Raw genomic sequence first — 21,094 nt, 5'->3', positions numbered from 1 at the left:
GGGCATGGCACATCACCACGAATCCAAGGGTCCGGTCGGCCCCGCGCCGCTGCCGCACCAGGTGGTCTACACCACCCTGCATTACGACACCCCGTGGTCGTACGAAAGCTATCTGAAGACCGGTGGCTACGCCGCCCTGCGCAAGATCCTCGAAGAGAAGATCCCGCCGGAGCAGGTCATCGAGATGGTCAAGGCCTCGGGCCTGCGCGGCCGTGGCGGCGCTGGTTTCCCGACCGGCCTGAAGTGGTCCTTCATGCCCAAGGGCAACGTGCAGAAGTACATCCTCTGCAACTCGGATGAATCCGAGCCGGGCACCTGCAAGGATCGCGACATCCTGCGTTACAACCCGCATTCGGTGGTGGAAGGCATGGCGATCGCCTGCTACGCCACCGGTTCCACCGTGGGCTACAACTACCTGCGCGGTGAGTTCCACCACGAGCCGTTCGAGCACTTCGAGCAGGCCCTGGCCGATGCCTATGCAAACGGCTGGCTGGGCAAGAACGTGCTGGGCTCGGGCGTGGATATCGACATCTACGGCGCCCTCGGTGCCGGCGCCTACATCTGCGGTGAAGAAACCGCACTGATGGAATCGCTGGAAGGCAAGAAGGGCCAGCCGCGCTACAAGCCGCCGTTCCCGGCCAACTTCGGCCTGTATGGCAAGCCGTCGACGATCAACAACACCGAAACCTATGGTTCGGTGCCGGCGATCATCCGCAATGGTCCCGAGTGGTTCAAGGGCCTGAGCCTGACCGCCAATGGCGGCCCGAAGTGCTTCTCGGTGTCCGGCTGCGTGCAGAAGGGCGGCAACTTCGAAGTGCCGCTCGGTACCACCTTCGACGACCTGCTGGAGATGGCTGGCGGCCTCAAGCCGGGCCGCAAGCTCAAGGGCGCGATCCCGGGCGGCGTGTCCATGCCGGTGCTGACCGCGGCCGAGCTGAAGGGCCTGCCGATGGACTACGACACCATCCGTGCGCTGGGCTCCGGCCTGGGTTCCGGTGCGGTCGTGGTGCTGGATGACAGCGTCTGCTGCGTCAAGTTCGCTTGCCGCATCAGCCAGTTCTTCCACAAGGAATCCTGTGGCCAGTGCACCCCGTGCCGTGAAGGTACCGGCTGGATGCACCGCGTGCTGGAGCGCATCGTCGCCGGCAAGGCCACGATGGAAGACCTGCACCAGTTGAAGACCGTGGCCGGTCAGATCGAAGGTCACACCATCTGTGCGTTCGGCGAAGCGGCGGCGTGGCCCATCCAGGGCTTCCTGCGCCAGTTCTGGGACGAATTCGAGTACTACATCGTCAACGGTCATTCGATGGTTGACGGCAAGAAGGTGGAGGCAGCCGCTGCATGAGCGCGCAACCCAATAATCCTGGAGTGACCCCCAGCGTGCCACCGGATCACGTCACCATCGAGATCGATGGCAAGTCGCTGGTCGTGCCCAAGGGTTCGATGATCATCCAGGCCGCCGACAAGGCGGGCATTTCGATTCCGCGCTTCTGCTACCACGAGAAGCTGCCGATCGCTGCCAACTGCCGCATGTGCCTGGTCGACGTGGAAAAGTCGCCGAAGCCGGCGCCGGCCTGTGCCACGCCGGTGATGGACGGCATGAAGGTCGCCACCCGCAGCGAGAAGGCGCTGAAGTTCCAGCGCTCGGTGATGGAGTTCCTGCTGATCAACCACCCGCTGGATTGCCCGATCTGCGATCAGGGCGGCGAGTGCGAACTGCAGGACGTGTCGCTGGGTTATGGCCGTTCGGTCAGCCGCTTCAACGAGCGCAAGCGCGTGGTGGCCGACGAGGACATGGGGCCGCTGGTCGCCACCGAGATGACCCGCTGCATCCAGTGCACCCGCTGCGTCCGCTTCACCGCCGACGTCGCCGGTACCTACGAACTGGGTGGCATGTACCGCGGTGAAAACCTGCAGATCGGCACCTACGACGGCAAGCCGCTGACCACCGAGCTTTCGGGCAATGTGGTCGACGTGTGCCCGGTCGGCGCGCTGACCAACAAGGTGTTCCAGTTCCGCGCCCGTCCGTGGGAACTGACCGCGCGCGAATCGCTGGGCTACCACGACGCGATGGGCTCGAACCTGTTCCTGCACGTGCGTCGCGGCGAAGTGCTGCGTACCGTGCCGCGCGACAACGAGTCGGTCAACGAGTGCTGGCTGTCCGATCGTGACCGTTATTCGCACCAGGGCCTGTACAGCGAAGACCGTGCGGTCAAGCCGCTGCGCAAGGTCAATGGCGAGTGGAAGGAAGTGAGCTGGGCCGAAGGCCTGGCCGCGGCCGCCGAGATCCTCAAGGCCAACCAGGGCGACAACCTGGGCGTGCTGGTGCACCCGTCGACCTCGAACGAAGAGGGCGCACTGCTGGCCCGCCTGGCTACTGGCCTGGGTTCGAGCAACATCGACCACCGCATCAACAACCGTGACTTCTCCGACGCCGCCACCGCCGAAGTGTTCGGCCTGCCGCTGGCCGAGATCGAAGGCGCCGACCGCATCGTCGTTCTGGGCAGCAACATCCGCCACGAACTGCCGCTGCTGCACGCCCGCCTCCGCAAGGCGCAGACGACCAACGGCGCGAAGATCCACGTCGTCAACCCGGTCGACTTCGACTTCGCGTTCAGCATTGCCGGCAAGCAGATCGTGGCCCCGTCGAAGTTCGCCGATGCACTGGCCAACGCCGAGCTGCGTTCGGCGGTGCAGGGCGGTACCAACACCGTGCTGATCGTCGGTGGCATCGCCGAGAACCATCCGCAGGCTGCCGCGATCCGTGCCGCTGCGCGTGACTTCGCCGCCGCCACCGGTGCCAAGCTGTGCCGTATCCCGCAGGGCGCCAACGCGATCGGCCTGACCCGCGCCGGCGTGCTGCCGGCCGGCAAGGACGTCGCCGCGATGCTGGCCGATCCGCGCAAGGCCTACGTGGTCTACGGCCTGGAACCGGGCCTGGACTTCGCCGATGCTCCGGCCGCGCGCAAGGCGCTGGTCGGCGCACAGGTGGTGGCCTTCAGCCAGTTCGCCTGCGCCTCGACCCGCGACGTTGCCGACGTGATCCTGCCGATCGGCGCGCTGCCGGAAATCGACGCCACCCTGACCAACCTCGACGGTCGCGAGCAGTCGGCCCGTGCCGGCGGCAAGCTGCCGGGCGAGGCCCGCGAGGGCTGGCGAGTGCTGCGTGCGCTTGGCGCTGAGCTGGCCGTCGCCGGCTTCGAGTTCATCGACCTGGCCGGCCTGCGCGCCAGCCTGGCCCCGGTGACTGTTGCCGTCGCTGCCTCGGCCCAGCCGGCCCTTACCGGCGAAGGCCTGGAAGTGGCCTCGACCGCTGCGATCTACCGCACCGATGCGGTGGTCCGTCGCGCCCCGGCGCTGCAGTCGCATCCGCTCAACAACGCCCCGCGCATCGTGCTCAACGCTGACGATGCCGCCCGCCTGCAGCTGCAGGAAGGGCAGATGGCCAAGGTCGGCACCGATGCCGGCAAGGCCACCCTGCCGGTGGTGGTCGACGCCCGCGTCGCTGCGGGTTCGGTCTGGATTGAATCGGGCCACGGCGCAACCGCGCCGCTGGGTGCCGCTCGTGTTTCGGTGGTGGCTGCATGAACGAATTGCTGATTAACGCGGTTGATCCGCTGCACCAGTGGCTGCTTGGCCTCGGTGACATCGGCGCGCTGATCTGGATCATCCTGAAGATCCTGGTGATCACCGTTCCGGTGATCGTCTCGGTGGCCTTCTACGTGGTCTGGGAACGCAAGCTGATCGGCTGGATGCACGTCCGCCACGGCCCGATGTACGTGGGCATGGGCATCTTCCAGGCCTTCGCCGACGTCTTCAAGCTGCTGTTCAAGGAAGTCCTGCAGCCGAGCAGCGCCAACAAGGCGATCTTCCTGCTGGCGCCGCTGATCACCCTGGCTCCGGCCTTCGCGGCCTGGTCGGTGGTGCCCTTCGATTCGCAGATCGTGCTGTCCAACGCCAACGCCGGCCTGCTGTATCTGTTGGCGATGACCTCGCTCGGCATCTACGGCATCATCCTGGCCGGTTGGGCATCCAACTCGAAGTATGCGTTCCTGGGTGCGATGCGCGCCTCGGCGCAGATGATCAGCTACGAAATCGCCATGGGCTTCGCCCTGGTCGGCGTGATGATCGCTGCGGGCAGCCTGAATCTGAGCAACATCGTGATGGCGCAGGCCGGCAACTCCGGTTTCTTCGACTGGTTCCTGCTGCCGCTGTTCCCGCTGTTCGTCATCTACTGGGTGTCGGGCGTTGCCGAAACCAACCGCGCGCCGTTCGACGTGGTGGAAGGTGAGTCGGAAATCGTCGCCGGTCACATGGTCGAGTACTCGGGCGGTGCGTTCGCGCTGTTCTTCCTGGCCGAATACGCGAACATGATCCTGATCAGCTTCCTGATCTCGATCTTCTTCCTCGGCGGCTGGCTGAGCCCGATCCAGGGCTGGGTCAACCCGGGCGATATCTCGCCGCTGGTCGACTGGATCTGGAAGGGCGGTGCACCGTGGCTGTTCGTCAAGGTGTTCTTCTTCGCCAGTGCCTACATCTGGTTCCGTGCCAGCTTCCCGCGCTTCCGCTATGACCAGATCATGCGCCTGGGCTGGAAGGTCTTCATCCCGCTGGCCATTCTGTGGATTGCGGTTACCGCCGTCATGGTGTTCTTCGGCGTGATTCAAAAGGGCGTCTAAGTGATGAACAGGATTACCCATTACTTCAAGAGCCTGTTGCTGCTCGAACTGCTGGCCGGTCTCTGGCTGACGCTGAAGTACAGCTTCAAGCCGAAGTACACGATGATGTACCCGATGGAGAAGTTCCCGCAGTCGCCGCGCTTCCGTGGCCTGCACGCTCTGCGCCGTTATCCCAACGGTGAAGAGCGCTGCATCGCCTGCAAGCTGTGCGAAGCGGTGTGCCCGGCATTGGCCATCACCATCGATTCGGCCAAGCGCGAGGACGGCACCCGCCGTACCACGCGCTACGACATCGATCTGTTCAAGTGCATCTTCTGCGGCTTCTGTGAGGAAAGCTGCCCGGTGGACTCGATCGTCGAGACCCACATCCTCGAGTACCACTTCGAGAATCGTGGCGAAAACATCGTTACCAAGCCGCAGCTGCTGGCCCTGGGCGACCGTCTCGAATCCGAGATCGCCGAGCGTCGTGCCGCCGATGCCGCTTACCGCTGAGGTCGAGAGATGGATTGGGTAAATATCGCTTTCTGGGTCTTCGCCATCGCGGCAACGGTTTCGGCCGCTGCAGTGATCAGCGTGCGCAACCCCGTGCATGCTGTCCTGTGCCTGGTGCTGACCTTCTTCTCCATCGCCTGCGTGTGGCTGCTGGTCGGTGCCGAGTTCCTCGGTGTTGCGCTGGTGCTGGTCTACGTCGGTGCGGTGATGGTGCTGTTCCTTTTCGTGGTGATGATGCTCGACATCGATCCTACGAAGATGCGTGAAGGCTGGGTGCGCTACCTGCCGGTCGGCCTCATCGTTGCCGTGGCGATGCTGGTGCAGATGCTGACCCTGATCGGCGTGAAGGGCAGGGCGGTCACTCCGTTCCCGGCCGACAACGCCGCCGCGGTTGCTGCAGACAGCTCCAACGTCACCTGGCTGGCCCGCACGCTGTTCACTGAGTACCTGCTGCCGTTCGAGTTCGCTGCCGTCATCCTGACTGTGGCTGTTGTGGCCGCGGTAATGCTGACCCTGCGTCGCCGTACCGGTGTGAAGAGCCAGAACCCGGGTGAACAGACCATGGTCAAGGCGGGCGACCGCCTGCGCATGGTCAAGATGGGCGCCGAAGTGCCGGTCGTGCACAGCAACAGCAAGCCGGTTGCCGGCGAGGAGACCCAGCCGTGATTACCCTTGGCCACATGCTTGCGCTCGGCGCGGTGCTGTTCGCCATCAGCCTGGCCGGCATCTTCCTCAACCGGAAGAACGTCATCGTCCTGCTGATGTCCATCGAACTGATGCTGCTGTCGGTGAACGTCAATTTCGTCGCGTTCTCGCGTCAGTTGGGTGATCCGTCCGGTCAGCTGTTCGTGTTCTTCATCCTGACCGTCGCCGCAGCCGAGGCCGCCATCGGCCTGGCGATCCTGGTGACCCTGTTCCGTACACGCCGAACGATCAATGTCGGCGAAGTCGATTCGTTGAAGGGCTGATCCACAGATGGAAATCACTCTCTCCAAGAGTCTGTTGATCGCAGTGGTGCTTGCACCGCTGTTCGGCAGCATCATCGCCGGCCTGTTCGGTCGCCAGGTCAAGCGCTTCGGCGCGCAGACCATCACCATCCTCGGTGTCGCCGTTGCCTGCGGCCTGTCGATGCACACGCTCTACCAGCTGCTGTGGGGCGGGGCTCAGCCGTTCAACGAGAACCTGTACACGTTCTTCGAAGTCGGCCAGTACTCGGCCCACGTCGGTTTCATGGTCGACAAGCTGACCGCGATGATGATGGTGGTGGTGACCTTCGTGTCGCTGCTGGTCCACATCTACACGATCGGCTACATGCAGGACGATCCGGGTTACCAGCGGTTCTTCAGCTACATCTCGCTGTTCACCTTCTCGATGCTCACCCTGGTGATGAGCAACAACTTCCTGCAGCTGTTCTTCGGCTGGGAAGCAGTGGGCCTGGTGTCGTACCTGCTGATCGGTTTCTGGTTCAAGCGTCCGACCGCGATCTTCGCCAACATGAAGGCGTTCCTGGTCAACCGCGTCGGTGACTTCGGCTTCCTGCTGGGCATCGCCGGTGTGTTGTGGGTGTTCGGTACCCTGGATTACTCGCAGGTGTTCTCGCAGGCCGGCATGCTCGCCGACCCGCGCGCCCAGCTGCAGATCTGGGACGGCACCATGTTCGGCATGCAGCTGCTCAACGAGCCGGTGATCTGGTCGATCGCCACCGTCATCTGCATCGGCCTGTTCATCGGCGCCATGGGCAAGTCGGCGCAGGTTCCGCTGCACGTGTGGCTGCCGGATTCGATGGAAGGCCCGACCCCGATCTCGGCGCTGATCCACGCCGCGACGATGGTGACCGCCGGTATCTTCATGGTCACCCGCATGTCGCCATTGTTCGAGCTGTCGCAGACCGCGTTGAACTTCATCCTGTTCATCGGTGCCACCACCGCGTTCTTCACCGGCCTGATCGGCATCGTGCAGAATGACATCAAGCGCGTCGTCGCGTACTCCACGCTGTCCCAGCTGGGTTACATGACCGTGGCGCTGGGCGTGTCGGCGTACTCCGCTGCCGTCTTCCACCTGATGACCCACGCCTTCTTCAAGGCGCTGCTGTTCCTGGGGGCCGGCTCGGTCATCATCGCGATGCACCACGAGCAGGACATGCGCAAGATGGGCGGCCTGCGCAAGTACATGCCGATCACCTTCATCACCATGTGGATCGGTACCCTGGCCCTGGTCGGTACGCCGTTCTTCTCCGGCTTCTACTCGAAGGACACCATCATCGAGGCCGCCGAGATCCACGCCCACATGCAGAACAGCTGGGTGGCCACCTATGGCTACTGGGCAGTGCTGGGTGGCGTGCTGGTGACCAGCTTCTACAGCTTCCGCCTGCTGTTCCTGACCTTCCACGGCAAGGAACGCTTCCGCGATGCACACGATGATCACGGCCATGGTCATGACGACCACCATGCTGCCGACGCACACCATGCCGACGCGCATGACGACCACGGCCATGGCCACGGTCCGCATGAGCCGCATGAAACGCCGTGGGTGGTGACGCTGCCGCTGATCCTGCTGGCCATCCCGTCGATCGCCATCGGTTTCTTCAGCATCGGTCCGATGCTGCACGGCACCGACTGGGCCGGTCACCACGCCCATGCGGCGATCAAGGGCCAGGTCAACACGTTCTTCACCGGCATCGTCGATTTCTACGATCCGGCCAAGAACACCGTGGCCTTCCTGGGCGAGGAGTTCCATGGTCCGGTGGCGTTCGCGCTGCACGGCATGATGCTGCCGCCGTTCTGGCTGACCCTGGCAGGCTTCCTGCTGGCTGCGTTGTTCTACCTGTGGAAGCCGGACCTGTCGGGCAAGGCGCGCAAGACCTTCGCCCCGGTGGTGTCCGTGCTGGAAAACAAGTACGGCTTCGACAAGCTGTGGATCGATGGCCTCGCCGGTGGCAGCGTCAAGCTGGGCAAGGTCTCGCGCTGGATCGACAGCAACATCGTCGACGGCGTGGTCAATCTCTCGGCACGTGTTGTGGACGTCGCAGCCAGCGTGCTGCGCCGTACCCAATCCGGTTTCCTCTATCACTACGCCTTCGCGATGATCATCGGCCTGATTGCCCTCCTGGGCGTGCTGATGCATTACCTGCGTTGATGACCTGTACGGAATAAGAAGACGTGTCGAACTGGCCTCTACTCAGTGTCCTCATCTGGCTGCCGATCCTCGGCGGTGCCCTGATCCTTGCGATCCGTGATGCGCAGACCGCCCGCTGGGCGTCGCTGGGCGTCGCGGTGCTGACCTTCGTGGCGAGTCTCTCGCTGCTGGGCGGCTACAACCCGGGCATCGACGCGCTGCAGTTCGTCGAGACCCACGCCTGGATCCCGACCTACAACATCGGCTACAACCTGGGCGTGGACGGCATCGCCGTAGCGCTGATCCTGCTGACCACGCTGGTCAGCGTGCTCGCCCTGATCGGTGCCTGGAGCGCGATCGACAAGCGCGTGAACCAGTACGTGGCGGCCTTCCTGATCCTGGAAGGTGTCACCGTCGGTATCTTCTCGGCCACGGACGCGATGCTGTTCTACGTGTTCTTCGAGGCGATGCTGATCCCGATGTTCCTGATCATCGGTGTCTGGGGCGGCCCGCGCCGCATCTACGCCGCGCTGAAGTTCTTCCTGTACACCTTCCTCGGCTCGGTGCTGATGCTGGTGGCGCTGATCTACCTGTACATGAAGGGTGGCAGCTTCCAGCTGGCCGACCTCTATGCACTGCAGCTGTCGGGCAAGGAACAGACCTGGATCTTCTTCGCCTTCCTGATCGCGTTCGCGGTCAAGGTGCCGATGTTCCCGGTGCACACCTGGCTGCCGGACGCGCACGTGGAAGCGCCGACCGCCGGTTCGGTGATCCTGGCCGCCATCGCACTGAAGATCGGTGGCTACGGCTTCCTGCGCTTCAACCTGCCGATCGTCCCCGATGCGTCGCAGGAGTGGGCATGGCTGGTCATCGCACTGTCGCTGATCGCGGTGATCTACGTCGGCCTGGTCGCCCTGGTGCAGGACGACATGAAGAAGCTGATCGCCTATTCGTCGATCGCGCACATGGGCTTCGTCACCCTGGGCACCTTCATTGCCCTGTGGCTGGTGCGTGAAGCCGGCAACGTCGATGCGGCCCGCCTGGGCCTGCAGGGCGCCATGGTGCAGATGATCTCGCACGGCTTCGTGTCCGGCGCGATGTTCTCCTGCGTCGGCGTGCTGTACGACCGCATGCACAGCCGCCGCATCGCCGATTACGGCGGCGTGGTCAACGTGATGCCCTGGTTCGCCACCTTCGCCATGCTGTTCTTCATGGCCAATGCGGGCCTGCCGGGTACCAGCGGTTTCGTCGGCGAGTTCATGGTCATCCTCGCGGCGTTCCAGCGGAACCCGTGGATCGCCCTGGGCGCAGCCACCACCCTGATCATCGGCGCGGCCTACACCCTGTGGCTGTACAAGCGCGTCTTCTTCGGCGAGGTGGCCAACAGCCACGTCGCCGAACTGAAGGACATCAACGGCCGCGAATGGCTGGTGCTGGGCGTGTTCGCCATTGGCGTGCTGGCCCTGGGCATCTACCCCAAGCCGCTGACCGACCTGATGGAGCCCTCGATCGCAAAGCTGGCGATGCAGATCGCATCCAGCAAGCTGCTGTAATTCCAGGATTTGATGATGACCACCTCGCCGCTGCTGCCACTGACCGCCGCTGACCTGCCACCGCTCGCTCCCGAGCTGGTGCTGATCGGCAGTGCCTTCGCCCTGATGATCCTCGACCTGTTCGTCAGCGAACGGAACAAGATCGTCACCCACCTGTTCTCGGTCGCCGCACTGGCCGTGGTGCTGTTCATGCTGGCCACCGGCGTGGGCGGGCAGGGGGAGGTCTTCCATGGCATGTTCGTGCGCGATACCGCCGCGGACGTGATGAAGACCGGGATCGTGCTGCTCAGCGGCCTGACCCTGATCTACGGCTGGGGCTACCTGCGCGAGCGCAAGCTGTTCCAGGGTGAGATTCCGGTGCTGATCCTGTTCGGTACCGCCGGCATGATGATCCTGGTCTCCGCCGGCAGCCTGCTGATGGTGTACCTGGGCCTGGAACTGCTGGCCCTGTGCTCCTACGCGCTGGTCGCCAGCAACCGCGAAAGCGGGCTGGCCTCGGAAGCGGCGATGAAATACATCGTCCTCGGCTCGCTGGCTTCGGGCCTGCTGCTGTACGGCATGTCGCTGATCTATGGCGCCACCGGCAGCCTGCACCTGGATGCCATCCAGGCCGCCATCCCGCACTCGGAAGAGCGCGTGCTGCTGATCACCGGCGCGGTATTCATGATTGCCGGTGTTGCCTTCAAGCTGGGTGCCGCACCGTTCCACATGTGGCTGCCGGACGTGTACCAGGGTGCTCCGGCACCGATCGCGCTGTTCATCAGCTCGGCACCGAAGCTGGCCGCCTTCGGCATGGCCTATCGCCTGCTGGAAATGGGCGTGGGTCCGCTGTCGACCGAACTGCAGCTGATGATTGCCGGCCTGGCCGCGTTGTCGCTGGTGATCGGCAACCTGATGGCCATCGCACAGAGCAACCTCAAGCGCATGCTGGCGTTCTCCACCGTGTCGCACATCGGCTTCCTGCTGATGGGCATCGCCGGTGGCGGTTCGCAGGGTTATGCGGCTGCGCTGTTCTACGCTCTGGCCTACGCCATCATGTCGACCGCAGCCTTCGGCGCGATCATCGCGCTGTCGCGTGCCGGCTTCGAGGCCGAGAACATCGAGGACTTCAAGGGTCTGAACGCCCGCAACCCGTGGATGGCCGGCCTGGTGCTGTGCATCATGGCGTCGCTGGCAGGTATCCCGCCGTTCCTCGGTTTCTGGACCAAGCTGGCCGTGCTCGGCGCCGCCATCAACGGCGGCCTGTTGTGGCTGGCGATCCTGGGCGTGCTGTGCGCCGTGGTCGGTTGCTTCTACTACCTGCGCGTCATCAAGGTCATGTACTTCGATGAGCCGGTGGGCGAGGCCATGCCGCGCAGCAAGGACCGCGTGCTGGGCGTGGTGCTGGGCGTGAACGCACTGGCATTGCTGGCGCTGGGCCTGGCCTGGAACCCGATCATGGTCTGGTGCCAGCAGGCATTTGCGCATCTTGCATAAAAGTTGACACAAAGCTGCGCGATTCGTGTAATATACGCAGCTTGAGTTGTCACTGCAGCGGTTCAGCCAGAACATCGTTGCGGAGCGCACTCCCTCGCCAGAGTGGAGGCAGCGGTTCAAACACTTCCGGTGCGGGGTGGAGCAGTCTGGCAGCTCGTCGGGCTCATAACCCGAAGGTCGCAGGTTCAAATCCTGCCCCCGCTACCAACACATCGAATCGGCGCCAACCAGTTCGATGAATGAGGAAAAGCTTGCAGGTTTTGAAGTTATCCCTCATAATTCCGCTTCTGATGCGGGGTGGAGCAGTCTGGCAGCTCGTCGGGCTCATAACCCGAAGGTCGCAGGTTCAAATCCTGCCCCCGCTACCAAGTAAAGAATGCGCCTTCGAAGTTCTGCTTCGAAGGCGTTTTTCTTTGGCGCTTCCGCTGATCCACCGGGCCATGCCCGGCGAGCGCAGCGGAGGGTTTCAGCACGGCCGCAGCCTTGCACCAGAGCGGTGCAGGGGCTATCATCAGCGGCCTAGAAGTACCCCTGACGGCGGCGCTCCCCATCGGAGATCCACACGGAAGGAGGGCCGCAGCACGCTTGTTCAGCGCGTTGCAACCGGAATCCAGTCACCGGAGTCTTTCCGGAAAAGGGGCCCAGCGGGCCCTTCGTCGTTTTCGGGGCGTCATGTTTCCATGCTGGCCAAGGCCGGCACCCAACCAAGAGATCAAGGCAGGCTGTGAGCGACAAGGCAACCGACATCGCGAATCTGCTCGCCCCGACCGTTGTGTCGCTGGGCCTGGAGCTGCTGGGCGTTGAGTATCTGCCGGCCCCCGGCGGTGCGACCCTTCGCCTTTACATCGACGTGCCGCTGGCGGAACAGCCCGAGCGCATCATCAATGTGGACGACTGTGAGCGGGTAAGCCGCGAAGTCTCTGCACAGATGGACGTCGAGGACCCGATCAGCGGCAATTACACGCTGGAAGTGTCTTCGCCGGGCGTGGATCGCCCGCTGTTCAACCTGGAGCAGTTCGGTCGTCACCTCGGCGAATCGGCCAAGGTCACCCTGAAGCTGCCGCAGGAAAACCGCCGTCGCCTGCAGGGTCGCATCGACGCGATCGACGAGGCGCAGGGCAGCATCACCTTCATTGTCGACAACACCGCACTGGTGGTGTCGGCCGACAACATCGACAAGGCGCGGATCATGCCTGACTGGGTGGCGCTGGGGCTGGCCCCGAGCAAGCCGACCGGTCCGGCACCGAAGCGTCCGAAGCCGAACAAGAATTCTTCTTCCAACGAGCCGGCGGCAAAGAAGCCGCGCGCGGAGTGAGCCAATGAGCAAGGAACTGTTGCTGGTAGTGGACGCGGTCGCCAACGAGAAGGGCGTGCCGCGTGAAGTAATCTTCGATGCCATCGAGGCCGCCCTGGCCTCGGCAGCGAAGAAGCGCTATCCCGACGAGGAAGTGCTGACCCGCGTGGTCATCGACCACAAGGATGGCAACTACGAAACCTACCGCCGCTGGGAAGTGGTGGCCGATGACGTAGTGATGGAATCGCCGGATCGCCAGATCCGCCTGATGGACGCGATCGACGAAGCCGAAGGCGTGGACGTCGGCGATTACATCGAAGAGCAGATCGAGAACCCCGACTTCGGTCGCATCGCCGCCCAGGCCGCCAAGCAGGTGATCGTGCAGCGCGTGCGCGAAGCCGAGCGCCAGCAGGTTGTCGATGCATGGGCCGACCGTGTGGGCGAGCTCATCACCGGTGTGGTCAAGCGCGCCGAGCGCGGCAACATCTATGTCGACCTTGGCGGCAACGCTGAAGGTTTCATTCCGAAGGACAAGGGCATTCCGCGTGATGTCCTGCGTGCCGGCGACCGCGTCCGCGGTTACCTGGCCGAAGTGCGTTCGGAACCGCGTGGCCCGCAGCTGTTCATCAGCCGCGCCGCACCGGAATTCATGATCGAGCTGTTCAAGCTGGAAGTGCCGGAAGTCGGCCAGGGCCTGGTGGAAATCAAGGCCTGTGCCCGCGATCCGGGCGACCGCGCCAAGATCGCCGTGCTCGCCCACGACCAGCGCACCGATCCGATCGGCGCCTGCATCGGCATGCGTGGTTCGCGCGTGCAGGCCGTGTCCAACGAGCTCAATGGCGAGCGCGTGGACATCGTCCTGTGGAACGAGAACCCGGCCAACTTCGTCATCAATGCGATGGCGCCGGCCGAAGTGCAGTCGATCATCGTCGATGAAGACAAGCATTCGATGGACCTGGCCGTTGCTGAAGACCGCCTGGCCCAGGCGATCGGCAAGGGCGGCCAGAACGTGCGCCTGGCCAGCCGCCTGACCGGCTGGCAGCTCAACGTGATGACCCAGGACCAGGTGACCGCCAAGTCGGAAGCCGAGCAGGCTTCGGCCCGCCAGCTGTTCATGGACAAGCTGGAAGTGGACGAGGAAATCGCTGGCATCCTGGTCAGCGAAGGCTTCGGCACGGTCGAGGAAATTGCATACGTACCGGTCGGCGAACTGCTGGCCGTGGAAGGTTTCGACGAAGACATCGTCGAAGAGCTGCGCGCACGTGCCCGCGATGCGCTGCTCAATGAGGCCCTGGCAGTCGAGGAAGGCCTGGAGGACGGCCAGCCGGCACAGGACCTGCTGTCCCTGAAGGGCATGGACGAAGCCACCGCATACGCGTTGGCCGGCCACGGCGTGCGTACCAGCGAGGACTTGTCCGACCTGGCCGCCGACGAGGTCATGGACTTCGGCATTGAAGGGCTGGACCAGGAGCGCGCCGCGGCGCTGATCCTGGCCGCGCGTGCCGAGGAAATCGCCCGACTGGAACGCGGCGAATGAGCCGGCAATGAACAGGGCCCTGAGCCGATCAGGGCGTAGAATCCGCGCCACCTCCAGATGCGGGGGGGCGCCCACAAGATCATAGGATCCGAATGTCGCAGCAAACCACCATCCGCAAGCTTGCTGAACTGGTCAATACACCGGTCGAAAAACTGCTGGAACAGCTGGCTGGTGCCGGCATGAAGTTCAGCGGTCCCGACCAGGTCGTGACCAGCTCCGAGAAAGTGAAGCTCCTGGGCTTCCTTCGTCGCTCGCACGGCAAGCCCGAGCAGGCCCCGGAAGAGACTGATCAGTCTGCCAAGAAGATCACCCTCAACCGTCGCAAGCAACAGGAAGTGACGGTCAGTTCCGGTCGCAGCAAGACAACCGTGAACGTGGAAGTGCGCCAGAAGCGCACCTACGTCAAGGATGGTGCTCGTGCGATGACCCCGGACGAAGAGCGTGCCGACATCCTGCGCAAGCTGGAAGAGTCGCGCGCACGCAACCTTGCCGAGCAGCAGGCCCTGGCCGAGAAGGACCGCCTGCGTGACGAGGCCATCGTCCGTGCACGCGAGGAAGAGGTCGCTGCCAAGGAGCGTGCCGAGGCCGAGAAGAAGGCGGCCGAGGAAGCTGCGGTTGCCGCCAAGGCTGCCGAGGCCCTGGCTGCCAGCAAGCCCAAGGTGCGTGCTCCGATCGACGAAACCGCGCCGCGCCCGCCGCGCGCTCCGGCCGCAGCCCCGGCTGCTCCGCGTAGTGCAGCGCCGCCGCGCAGCGACGACCGCAACAACCGCAACGCGCCGCGCAACGAGCGTGGACCGGGTGACCGCTTTGCCGGTCAGATGCACCTGTCCGCTGCCGATCGTGCGCGCCGTGGCAACAGCAACAACAGCAACAACCGTGGTCGCCCGGGCAGCCGTCCGACGTCCGGCCGTCGCGACATGTCGCGCGGCGGTGGCAACTCCGGCCCGCATGCCTTCGAGCGTCCGACCGCACCGGTCGTGCGTGAAGTGGCGATCGGCGACACCATCACCGTGGCCGACCTGGCGCAGAAGCTCGCGCTGAAGGGCGGCGAGGTGGTGAAGGCGCTGTTCAAGATGGGCGTGATGGCCACCATCACCCAGTCCATCGACCACGACACCGCGGCACTGGTCACCGAAGAGCTGGGCCACAAGGCGATCCGCGCCAGCGACAACGACGCCGAAGACGCGCTGTTGGCATCGGCGGGTGAGAACAAGGGCGAGGCCGTGCAGCGTCCGCCGGTGGTCACCATCATGGGCCACGTCGACCACGGCAAGACCTCGCTGCTGGATTACATCCGTCGCACCAAGGTCGCCACCGGCGAAGCCGGCGGCATCACCCAGCACATCGGTGCGTACCACGTTGAAACGCCGAAGGGCGTCATCAGCTTCCTGGATACCCCGGGCCACGCCGCGTTCACCTCGATGCGTGCCCGCGGTGCCAAGCTGACCGACATCGTGGTGCTGGTCGTGGCTGCCGATGACGGCGTCATGCCGCAGACCAAGGAAGCGATCCAGCACGCCCGTTCGGCGGGTGTGCCGCTGATCGTGGCGATCAACAAGATCGACAAGTCCGGCGCCGACCCGATGCGGGTCAAGAACGAGCTGCTCTCCGAGCAGGTCGTGGCCGAAGACTTCGGTGGCGACACCCAGATGGTGGAGATCTCGGCCAAGACCGGCCTGGGCATCGACGATCTGCTGGAAGCTGTTTCGGTCCAGGCTGAGCTGCTGGAACTGAAGGCGGTCGACGAGGGTCGTGCCAACGGCGTGGTCATCGAATCGTCGCTGGACAAGGGCCGTGGCCCGATCGCGACGGTGCTGGTGCAGCAGGGCCGCCTGAAGAAGGGCGATTACCTGGTGTGCGGTATCCAGTACGGCCGCGTGCGTGCGCTGTTCGACGAAACCGGCAAGCAGCCGGAGTTCGCTGGCCCGTCCATCCCGGTGCAGGTCCTGGGCCTGTCCGGCGTGCCGGAAGCCGGTGACGACTTCGTCGTCGTCGACGACGAGCGTCTGGCCAAGGACGTTGCCCAGCAGCGTGAGACCAAGCGCCGCGAATCGCGCCTGGTCGCCACCGCTGGCAGCCGCATGGAAGACATCATGGCGACCCTGGGCAAGGGCGAGGGCCAGCAGGTCCTCAACCTGGTCATCAAGGCCGACGTGCAGGGTTCGGTGCAGGCGTTGAGCCAGGCCCTGGTGGCGCTGTCCAACGACGACATCCGCATCAACGTGATCCACTCCGGCGTGGGCGGCATCACCGAGTCGGACGCCAATTCGGCCGCCGCTTCGAAGGCCACCGTCATCGGCTTCAACGTGCGTGCGGATGCTTCGGCCCGTCGCATCATCGAATCCAACGGCGTGGACCTGCGTTACTTCTCGATCATCTATGACGTGATCGATCAGGTGAAGCAGGTGGCCTCCGGTCTGCTGGGCGTGGAGATCCGCGAAGAGATCATCGGTATCGCCGAGGTCCGCGACGTCTTCCGCAGCTCCAAGCTGGGTGCCGTCGCCGGCAGCATGGTCATCGAGGGTGTGGTCAAGCGCAACAAGCCGATCCGCGTCCTGCGCGACAGCGTGGTGATCTTCGAAGGCGAACTGGAATCGCTGCGCCGCTTCAAGGAAAACGTCGAGGAAGTCCGCAACGGTACCGAGTGTGGTATCGCGGTGAAGGCCTACAACGACGTCAAGCCGGGTGACCAGATCGAGTGCTTCGAGCGTATCGAAGTGCCGCGCACCCTGTAATGCTGCAACGGACCGGCCCTCACGGGCCGGTCTCGTTTCATCCCGTAAACTGTAGTGCCTGACCTCGGTTGGGCCACAATCGAATCAAGAGCCTGCCGCGTGCCCAAGACTTTCCATCGAACCGACCGTGTCTCCGCCCAGCTGCGCCGTGAACTCGGCACCCTGGTGCACAACGCCGTGCGTGAGCACGGGTTGCCCTCGGTGAGCGTGTCCGACGTGGAAATCACCCGCGACATGGCCCACGCCAAGGTGTTCGTCACCGCGCTGATGCCGGAACGTTCGGTTGAAGCCATGAAGGGCCTGAAGGAACTGGCCTGGGGCCTGCGCATGGAGCTGGCGCGCGCGATGAAGCTGCGGCATGTGCCGGAGCTGCATTTCCATTACGACGACTCGGTCGATCGTGGCGAGCGCATCGACAACCTGCTGCGCGACCTGCCCGATACCGTGGCCGCCGAAAAGCGCCGCGAAGGCGACGAAGAATAACCGCGCGACGCCGGGCATGCCCGGCGTTGTTGCATTCCGGCTGCGCGATGTCTGATGCAGACCGCGCTGCGCGCTCGCCGGGCATGGCCCGGCGCTACCCGTACCTGTCATGACCCGAATTCAGTTCCGCCGCCTGGATGGCATCCTGCTGCTCGACAAGCCGACCGGCATGAGCTCCAACGCCGCGCTGCAGGTCGCTCGTCGCCTGTTCCGTGCGGAGAAGGGCGGCCACACCGGCAGCCTTGACCCGCTGGCCACCGGCCTGTTGCCGCTGTGCTTCGGCGAGGCCACCAAGATCGCCGGCCTGCTGCTGGGCTCGGCCAAGTCCTACGACGCCGAGATCGTGCTGGGCCAGACCACCGATACCGATGATGCCGAGGGCCAGGTGCTGCTCGAGCGGCCGGTGCCTGCGATCAGTCCCGAGACCCTGCAGGCGGCAATAGCGCCGCTGCTGGGCGACATCCTGCAGCGTGCGCCGATCTATTCCGCGCTCAAGCAGGGCGGGGAACCGCTTTATGTGAAGGCCCGCCGAGGCGACGCCATCGAGGCGCCCGAGCGCCAGGTCAAGGTCCATGCCATTGAGATACTGGAGCAGCAGCCCGAGCGGCTGCGGCTGCGGGTCACCTGCGGCTCGGGCACCTATATCCGCAGTCTGGCCCGTGACCTTGGTGAAACGCTGGGCTGCGGGGCGCACATCAGTGCCCTGCGTCGCTTGTGGGTGGAGCCGTTCCACGAACCGGCGATGGTCACCCTGGAGCAGCTGAGGGCCCTGGTGGAAGCGCAGGACGAGACCGCCATGGACGCGCTGCTGCTACCGCTTGCAGCCGGTCTGTCCGAGTATCCCCGGGTCGACCTGGACGCCGAGCAGGTCCAGCGTTTCTGCGTAGGCCAGCGCCAGCGCAACCCTTCCTGGCCACGCGGTCTGGTGGCCGTATTTGGTCCCGGATCGGTGGCGCAGGGCCTGGGCCAGGTCGATGATGGCGGTCTGCTGGCCCCGCAGCGCCGCTTCAACCTCTGAACGGGGAGGCCCGGTTCAGCCCCGGACCTTGTTCCAAAGCCCCCTGGCCGTTACAATTTCGCGGCCGTTTTACGGCAGCCTGCCGAAGGCGGGTTTCATCCATTTGTTGGTTCACGGCGAGCCAGGCGGTGCGCGAAAGCGCGTTCCTGCCGGCCACGCATCACAGAGAAAAAAAAGACATGTCGATCGACACCCAGAAGGTCATTGAAGACAACAAGCGCAGCTCGGCTGACACCGGCTCCCCGGAAGTCCAGGTTGCACTGCTGACCGCCCGCATCGAACTGCTGACCGGCCACTTCAAGACCCACAAGAAGGATCACCACAGCCGCCGTGGTCTGCTGCAGATGGTCAACCGCCGCCGCAGCCTGCTCGACTACCTGAAGAAGAAGGACGTCGAGCGTTACAAGGCCCTGATCGAGAAGCTTGGCCTGCGTCGCTAAGCAACGAATCCCCCGCGGCGCAGCGATGCGCCGCGGTTTTGTTTTGTAGCACCGCAATACCTTTTTCAGATCGGAACGACCGATCATCCGTTGGCGGCAAGGGTCGCCCTCGGTCCATTCGCAGACAGCATCCCCAAGGACACCCTCCGTGGCAAAAATCACCAAAACCTTCCAGTACGGCAAGCACACCGTCACGCTTGAGACCGGCGAAATCGCCCGCCAGGCCGGTGGCGCCGTCATCGTCAAGTTCGACGACACCGTGCTGCTGGTCTCCGCCGTTGCCGCCAAGAGCGCGCGTGAGGGCCAGGACTTCTTCCCCCTGACCTGTGACTACCAGGAGAAGTTCTACGCCGGTGGCCGTATCCCGGGTGGCTTCTTCAAGCGCGAAGGCCGCGCGACCGAGAAGGAAACCCTGATCTCGCGTCTGATCGATCGTCCGATCCGTCCGCTGTTCCCGGAAGACTACAAGAACGAAGTCCAGATCATCGCCACGGTGATGTCGCTGAACCCGGACATCGATGGTGACATCGCTGCCCTGATCGGTGCCTCGGCTGCGCTGTCGCTGGCCGGCACCCCGTTCAAGGGTCCGATCGCCGCCGCCAAGGTGGGTTACAAGAACGGTGAGTACATCCTCAACCCGACCGTGACCGAACTGAAGGATTCGGAGCTGGAGCTGGTCGTTGCCGGTACCGCCAACGCTGTGCTGATGGTGGAATCCGAAGCCGCGCTGCTGTCCGAAGACGTGATGCTGGGCGCCGTGACCTTCGGTCACCGCGAAATGCAGAAGGTCATCAACGCGATCAACGAACTGACCGTGGAAGCCGGCACCAAGCCGTCGACCTGGGTCGCTCCGGCCAAGAACGACGTGCTGATCAGCGCCCTGCAGGAATCCATCGGCCCGCGTCTGGGCGAAGCCTTCCAGGTGCGCGACAAGCTGCAGCGCCGCGACGCCATCTCGGCGATCAAGAAGGACGTGGTCGAGTCGCTGGCTGGTCGCGTGGCCGCTGAAGGCTGGAACCCGGCCGAGCTGTCGAAGGAATTCGGCGAGCTGGAATACAGCACCATGCGCAACTCGGTGCTGGACACCAAGGTCCGCATCGACGGCCGTGCGCTGGACACCGTCCGCCCGATCGCAGTGAAGACCGGCATCCTGCCGCGTACCCACGGTTCCTCGCTGTTCACCCGCGGCGAAACGCAGGCCATCGTGACCATCACCCTGGGCACCGCCCGTGATGGCCAGGTCATCGATGCCGTCTCCGGTGAGTACAAAGAGAACTTCCTGTTCCATTACAACTTCCCCCCCTACTCGGTGGGTGAGACCGGCCGCATGATGGGCCCGAAGCGTCGCGAGATCGGCCACGGCCGTCTGGCCAAGCGCGGCGTGCTGGCAGTGATGCCGTCGCTGGAATCCTTCCCGTACACCATCCGTGTCGTGTCGGAAATCACCGAATCCAACGGCTCCTCGTCGATGGCATCGGTCTGCGGCTCGTCGCTGGCCCTGATGGACGCCGGCGTGCCGGTGAAGGCACCGGTTGCTGGTATCGCCATGGGTCTGGTCAAGGAAGGCGATCGCTTCGTCGTCCTGTCCGACATCCTGGGTGACGAAGATCACCTGGGTGACATGGACTTCAAGGTTGCCGGTACCGCTGAGGGCATCTCCGCCCTGCAGATGGACATCAAGATCGAAGGCATCACCGAAGAGATCATGAAGCAGGCTCTGCAGCAGGCCAAGGCTGGCCGTCTGCACATCCTGGGCGAAATGGCCCACGGCCTGACCGCTCCGCGCGAAGAGCTGTCGGACTACGCGCCGCGTCTGCTGACCATCAAGATCCACCCGGACAAGATCCGCGAAGTGATCGGCAAGGGTGGTTCGACCATCCAGGCCATCACCAAGGAAACCGGCACCCAGATCGACATCCAGGATGACGGCACCATCGTCATCGCTTCGGTCAATGCCATCGCTGCGCAGGCTGCCAAGGCCCGCATCGAGCAGATCACCTCGGACGTCGAGCCGGGCCGCATCTACGAAGGCAAGGTCGCCAAGATCATGGACTTCGGTGCATTCGTCACCATCCTGCCGGGCAAGGACGGCCTGGTGCACGTGTCGCAGATCTCCAGCGACCGCGTCGAGAAGGTCGGCGACGTGCTGAAGGAAGGCGACGTGGTCAAGGTCAAGGTGCTGGAAGTCGACAAGCAGGGCCGTATCCGCCTGTCGATGAAGGCCGTCGAGGAAGGCGAAGGCGCCACCGCCGAGTAATCGACGGTGGGTGTCA

General features: G+C 64.2%; 16 protein-coding genes and 2 tRNA genes. All 18 read left to right on the top strand.

What is annotated here, in order from left to right; all coding sequences use genetic code 11:
- The first annotated feature begins 4 nt into the window (after nt 1–4).
- Entirely contained in the window at nt 5–1,345 is a 1,341-nt protein-coding gene (gene nuoF, locus AC27VL_RS07165; protein WP_025876206.1) for an NADH-quinone oxidoreductase subunit NuoF, read from the top strand.
- Nucleotides 1,342–3,588 (top strand): NADH-quinone oxidoreductase subunit NuoG, encoded by a 2,247-nt coding sequence (gene nuoG, locus AC27VL_RS07160; protein ID WP_488765923.1) that lies wholly within the window; start codon nt 1,342–1,344, stop codon nt 3,586–3,588. Before nuoF ends, nuoG begins: the two co-directional genes overlap by 4 nt.
- On the top strand, nt 3,585–4,679 hold the full coding sequence (nuoH, locus tag AC27VL_RS07155; protein ID WP_099819057.1) for an NADH-quinone oxidoreductase subunit NuoH: 1,095 nt from the start codon (nt 3,585–3,587) through the stop codon (nt 4,677–4,679). The genes nuoG and nuoH overlap by 4 nt, the downstream gene beginning before the upstream one ends.
- Before the next feature lie 3 nt (nt 4,680–4,682).
- Entirely contained in the window at nt 4,683–5,171 is a 489-nt protein-coding gene (gene nuoI / locus AC27VL_RS07150; protein WP_005417924.1) for an NADH-quinone oxidoreductase subunit NuoI, read from the top strand.
- Nucleotides 5,172–5,180: 9 nt separating this feature from the next.
- Nucleotides 5,181–5,837, top strand: a complete 657-nt coding sequence (locus AC27VL_RS07145) for an NADH-quinone oxidoreductase subunit J (RefSeq protein WP_100553094.1) — start codon at nt 5,181–5,183, stop codon at nt 5,835–5,837.
- On the top strand, nt 5,834–6,139 hold the full coding sequence (gene nuoK, locus AC27VL_RS07140) for an NADH-quinone oxidoreductase subunit NuoK (RefSeq protein WP_006381125.1): 306 nt from the start codon (nt 5,834–5,836) through the stop codon (nt 6,137–6,139). Before AC27VL_RS07145 ends, nuoK begins: the two co-directional genes overlap by 4 nt.
- 7 nt (nt 6,140–6,146) lie before the next feature.
- Complete coding sequence (nuoL, locus tag AC27VL_RS07135; RefSeq protein WP_180166332.1) at nt 6,147–8,306, top strand: NADH-quinone oxidoreductase subunit L; 2,160 nt, start codon at nt 6,147–6,149, stop codon at nt 8,304–8,306.
- Nucleotides 8,307–8,329: 23 nt separating this feature from the next.
- Complete coding sequence (locus AC27VL_RS07130; protein WP_089236294.1) at nt 8,330–9,838, top strand: NADH-quinone oxidoreductase subunit M; 1,509 nt, start codon at nt 8,330–8,332, stop codon at nt 9,836–9,838.
- Nucleotides 9,839–9,853: 15 nt separating this feature from the next.
- On the top strand, nt 9,854–11,314 hold the full coding sequence (gene nuoN, locus AC27VL_RS07125) for an NADH-quinone oxidoreductase subunit NuoN (protein ID WP_089236293.1): 1,461 nt from the start codon (nt 9,854–9,856) through the stop codon (nt 11,312–11,314).
- 130 nt (nt 11,315–11,444) lie between these two features.
- Nucleotides 11,445–11,521: transfer RNA gene (locus tag AC27VL_RS07120), tRNA-Met, on the top strand.
- A gap of 84 nt (nt 11,522–11,605) precedes the next feature.
- A tRNA-Met gene (locus AC27VL_RS07115) sits at nt 11,606–11,682 on the top strand.
- A 356-nt stretch (nt 11,683–12,038) separates the two neighbouring features.
- Nucleotides 12,039–12,629, top strand: a complete 591-nt coding sequence (rimP, locus tag AC27VL_RS07110; RefSeq protein ID WP_089236292.1) for a ribosome maturation factor RimP — start codon at nt 12,039–12,041, stop codon at nt 12,627–12,629.
- Between the two features lie 4 nt (nt 12,630–12,633).
- Nucleotides 12,634–14,145, top strand: a complete 1,512-nt coding sequence (gene nusA, locus AC27VL_RS07105; protein ID WP_089236291.1) for a transcription termination factor NusA — start codon at nt 12,634–12,636, stop codon at nt 14,143–14,145.
- 92 nt (nt 14,146–14,237) lie between these two features.
- On the top strand, nt 14,238–16,880 hold the full coding sequence (gene infB / locus AC27VL_RS07100) for a translation initiation factor IF-2 (protein WP_089236290.1): 2,643 nt from the start codon (nt 14,238–14,240) through the stop codon (nt 16,878–16,880).
- Nucleotides 16,881–16,979: 99 nt separating this feature from the next.
- Nucleotides 16,980–17,363 (top strand): 30S ribosome-binding factor RbfA, encoded by a 384-nt coding sequence (gene rbfA, locus AC27VL_RS07095; protein ID WP_089236289.1) that lies wholly within the window; start codon nt 16,980–16,982, stop codon nt 17,361–17,363.
- A 109-nt stretch (nt 17,364–17,472) separates the two neighbouring features.
- A complete protein-coding gene (gene truB, locus AC27VL_RS07090) occupies nt 17,473–18,381 on the top strand; it encodes a tRNA pseudouridine(55) synthase TruB (RefSeq protein ID WP_191078748.1) in 909 nt (302 codons plus the stop codon).
- Between the two features lie 179 nt (nt 18,382–18,560).
- Complete coding sequence (gene rpsO, locus AC27VL_RS07085; RefSeq protein WP_005410445.1) at nt 18,561–18,821, top strand: 30S ribosomal protein S15; 261 nt, start codon at nt 18,561–18,563, stop codon at nt 18,819–18,821.
- Nucleotides 18,822–18,969: 148 nt separating this feature from the next.
- Nucleotides 18,970–21,078, top strand: coding sequence for a polyribonucleotide nucleotidyltransferase (pnp, locus tag AC27VL_RS07080; RefSeq protein ID WP_100553090.1), 2,109 nt, complete (start codon nt 18,970–18,972; stop codon nt 21,076–21,078).
- The last annotated feature ends 16 nt before the right edge of the window (nt 21,079–21,094 follow it).

The organism is Stenotrophomonas sp. 14P6.2.3 (assembly GCF_057799055.1).
Note: the sequence above shows the minus strand (reverse complement) of the source record. Positions and strands in the feature narration are given on the sequence as shown.

Coding starts and splice junctions, on each gene's coding strand:
- infB (WP_089236290.1), top strand. CDS start 14,238: ATGTCGCAGCAAACCACCATCCGCAAGCTTGCTGAACTGGTCAATACA.
- AC27VL_RS07145 (WP_100553094.1), top strand. CDS start 5,181: ATGGATTGGGTAAATATCGCTTTCTGGGTCTTCGCCATCGCGGCAACG.
- nuoG (WP_488765923.1), top strand. CDS start 1,342: ATGAGCGCGCAACCCAATAATCCTGGAGTGACCCCCAGCGTGCCACCG.
- nuoN (WP_089236293.1), top strand. CDS start 9,854: ATGACCACCTCGCCGCTGCTGCCACTGACCGCCGCTGACCTGCCACCG.
- nuoF (WP_025876206.1), top strand. CDS start 5: ATGGCACATCACCACGAATCCAAGGGTCCGGTCGGCCCCGCGCCGCTG.
- nusA (WP_089236291.1), top strand. CDS start 12,634: ATGAGCAAGGAACTGTTGCTGGTAGTGGACGCGGTCGCCAACGAGAAG.
- truB (WP_191078748.1), top strand. CDS start 17,473: ATGACCCGAATTCAGTTCCGCCGCCTGGATGGCATCCTGCTGCTCGAC.
- nuoI (WP_005417924.1), top strand. CDS start 4,683: ATGAACAGGATTACCCATTACTTCAAGAGCCTGTTGCTGCTCGAACTG.
- nuoH (WP_099819057.1), top strand. CDS start 3,585: ATGAACGAATTGCTGATTAACGCGGTTGATCCGCTGCACCAGTGGCTG.
- rpsO (WP_005410445.1), top strand. CDS start 18,561: ATGTCGATCGACACCCAGAAGGTCATTGAAGACAACAAGCGCAGCTCG.
- nuoL (WP_180166332.1), top strand. CDS start 6,147: ATGGAAATCACTCTCTCCAAGAGTCTGTTGATCGCAGTGGTGCTTGCA.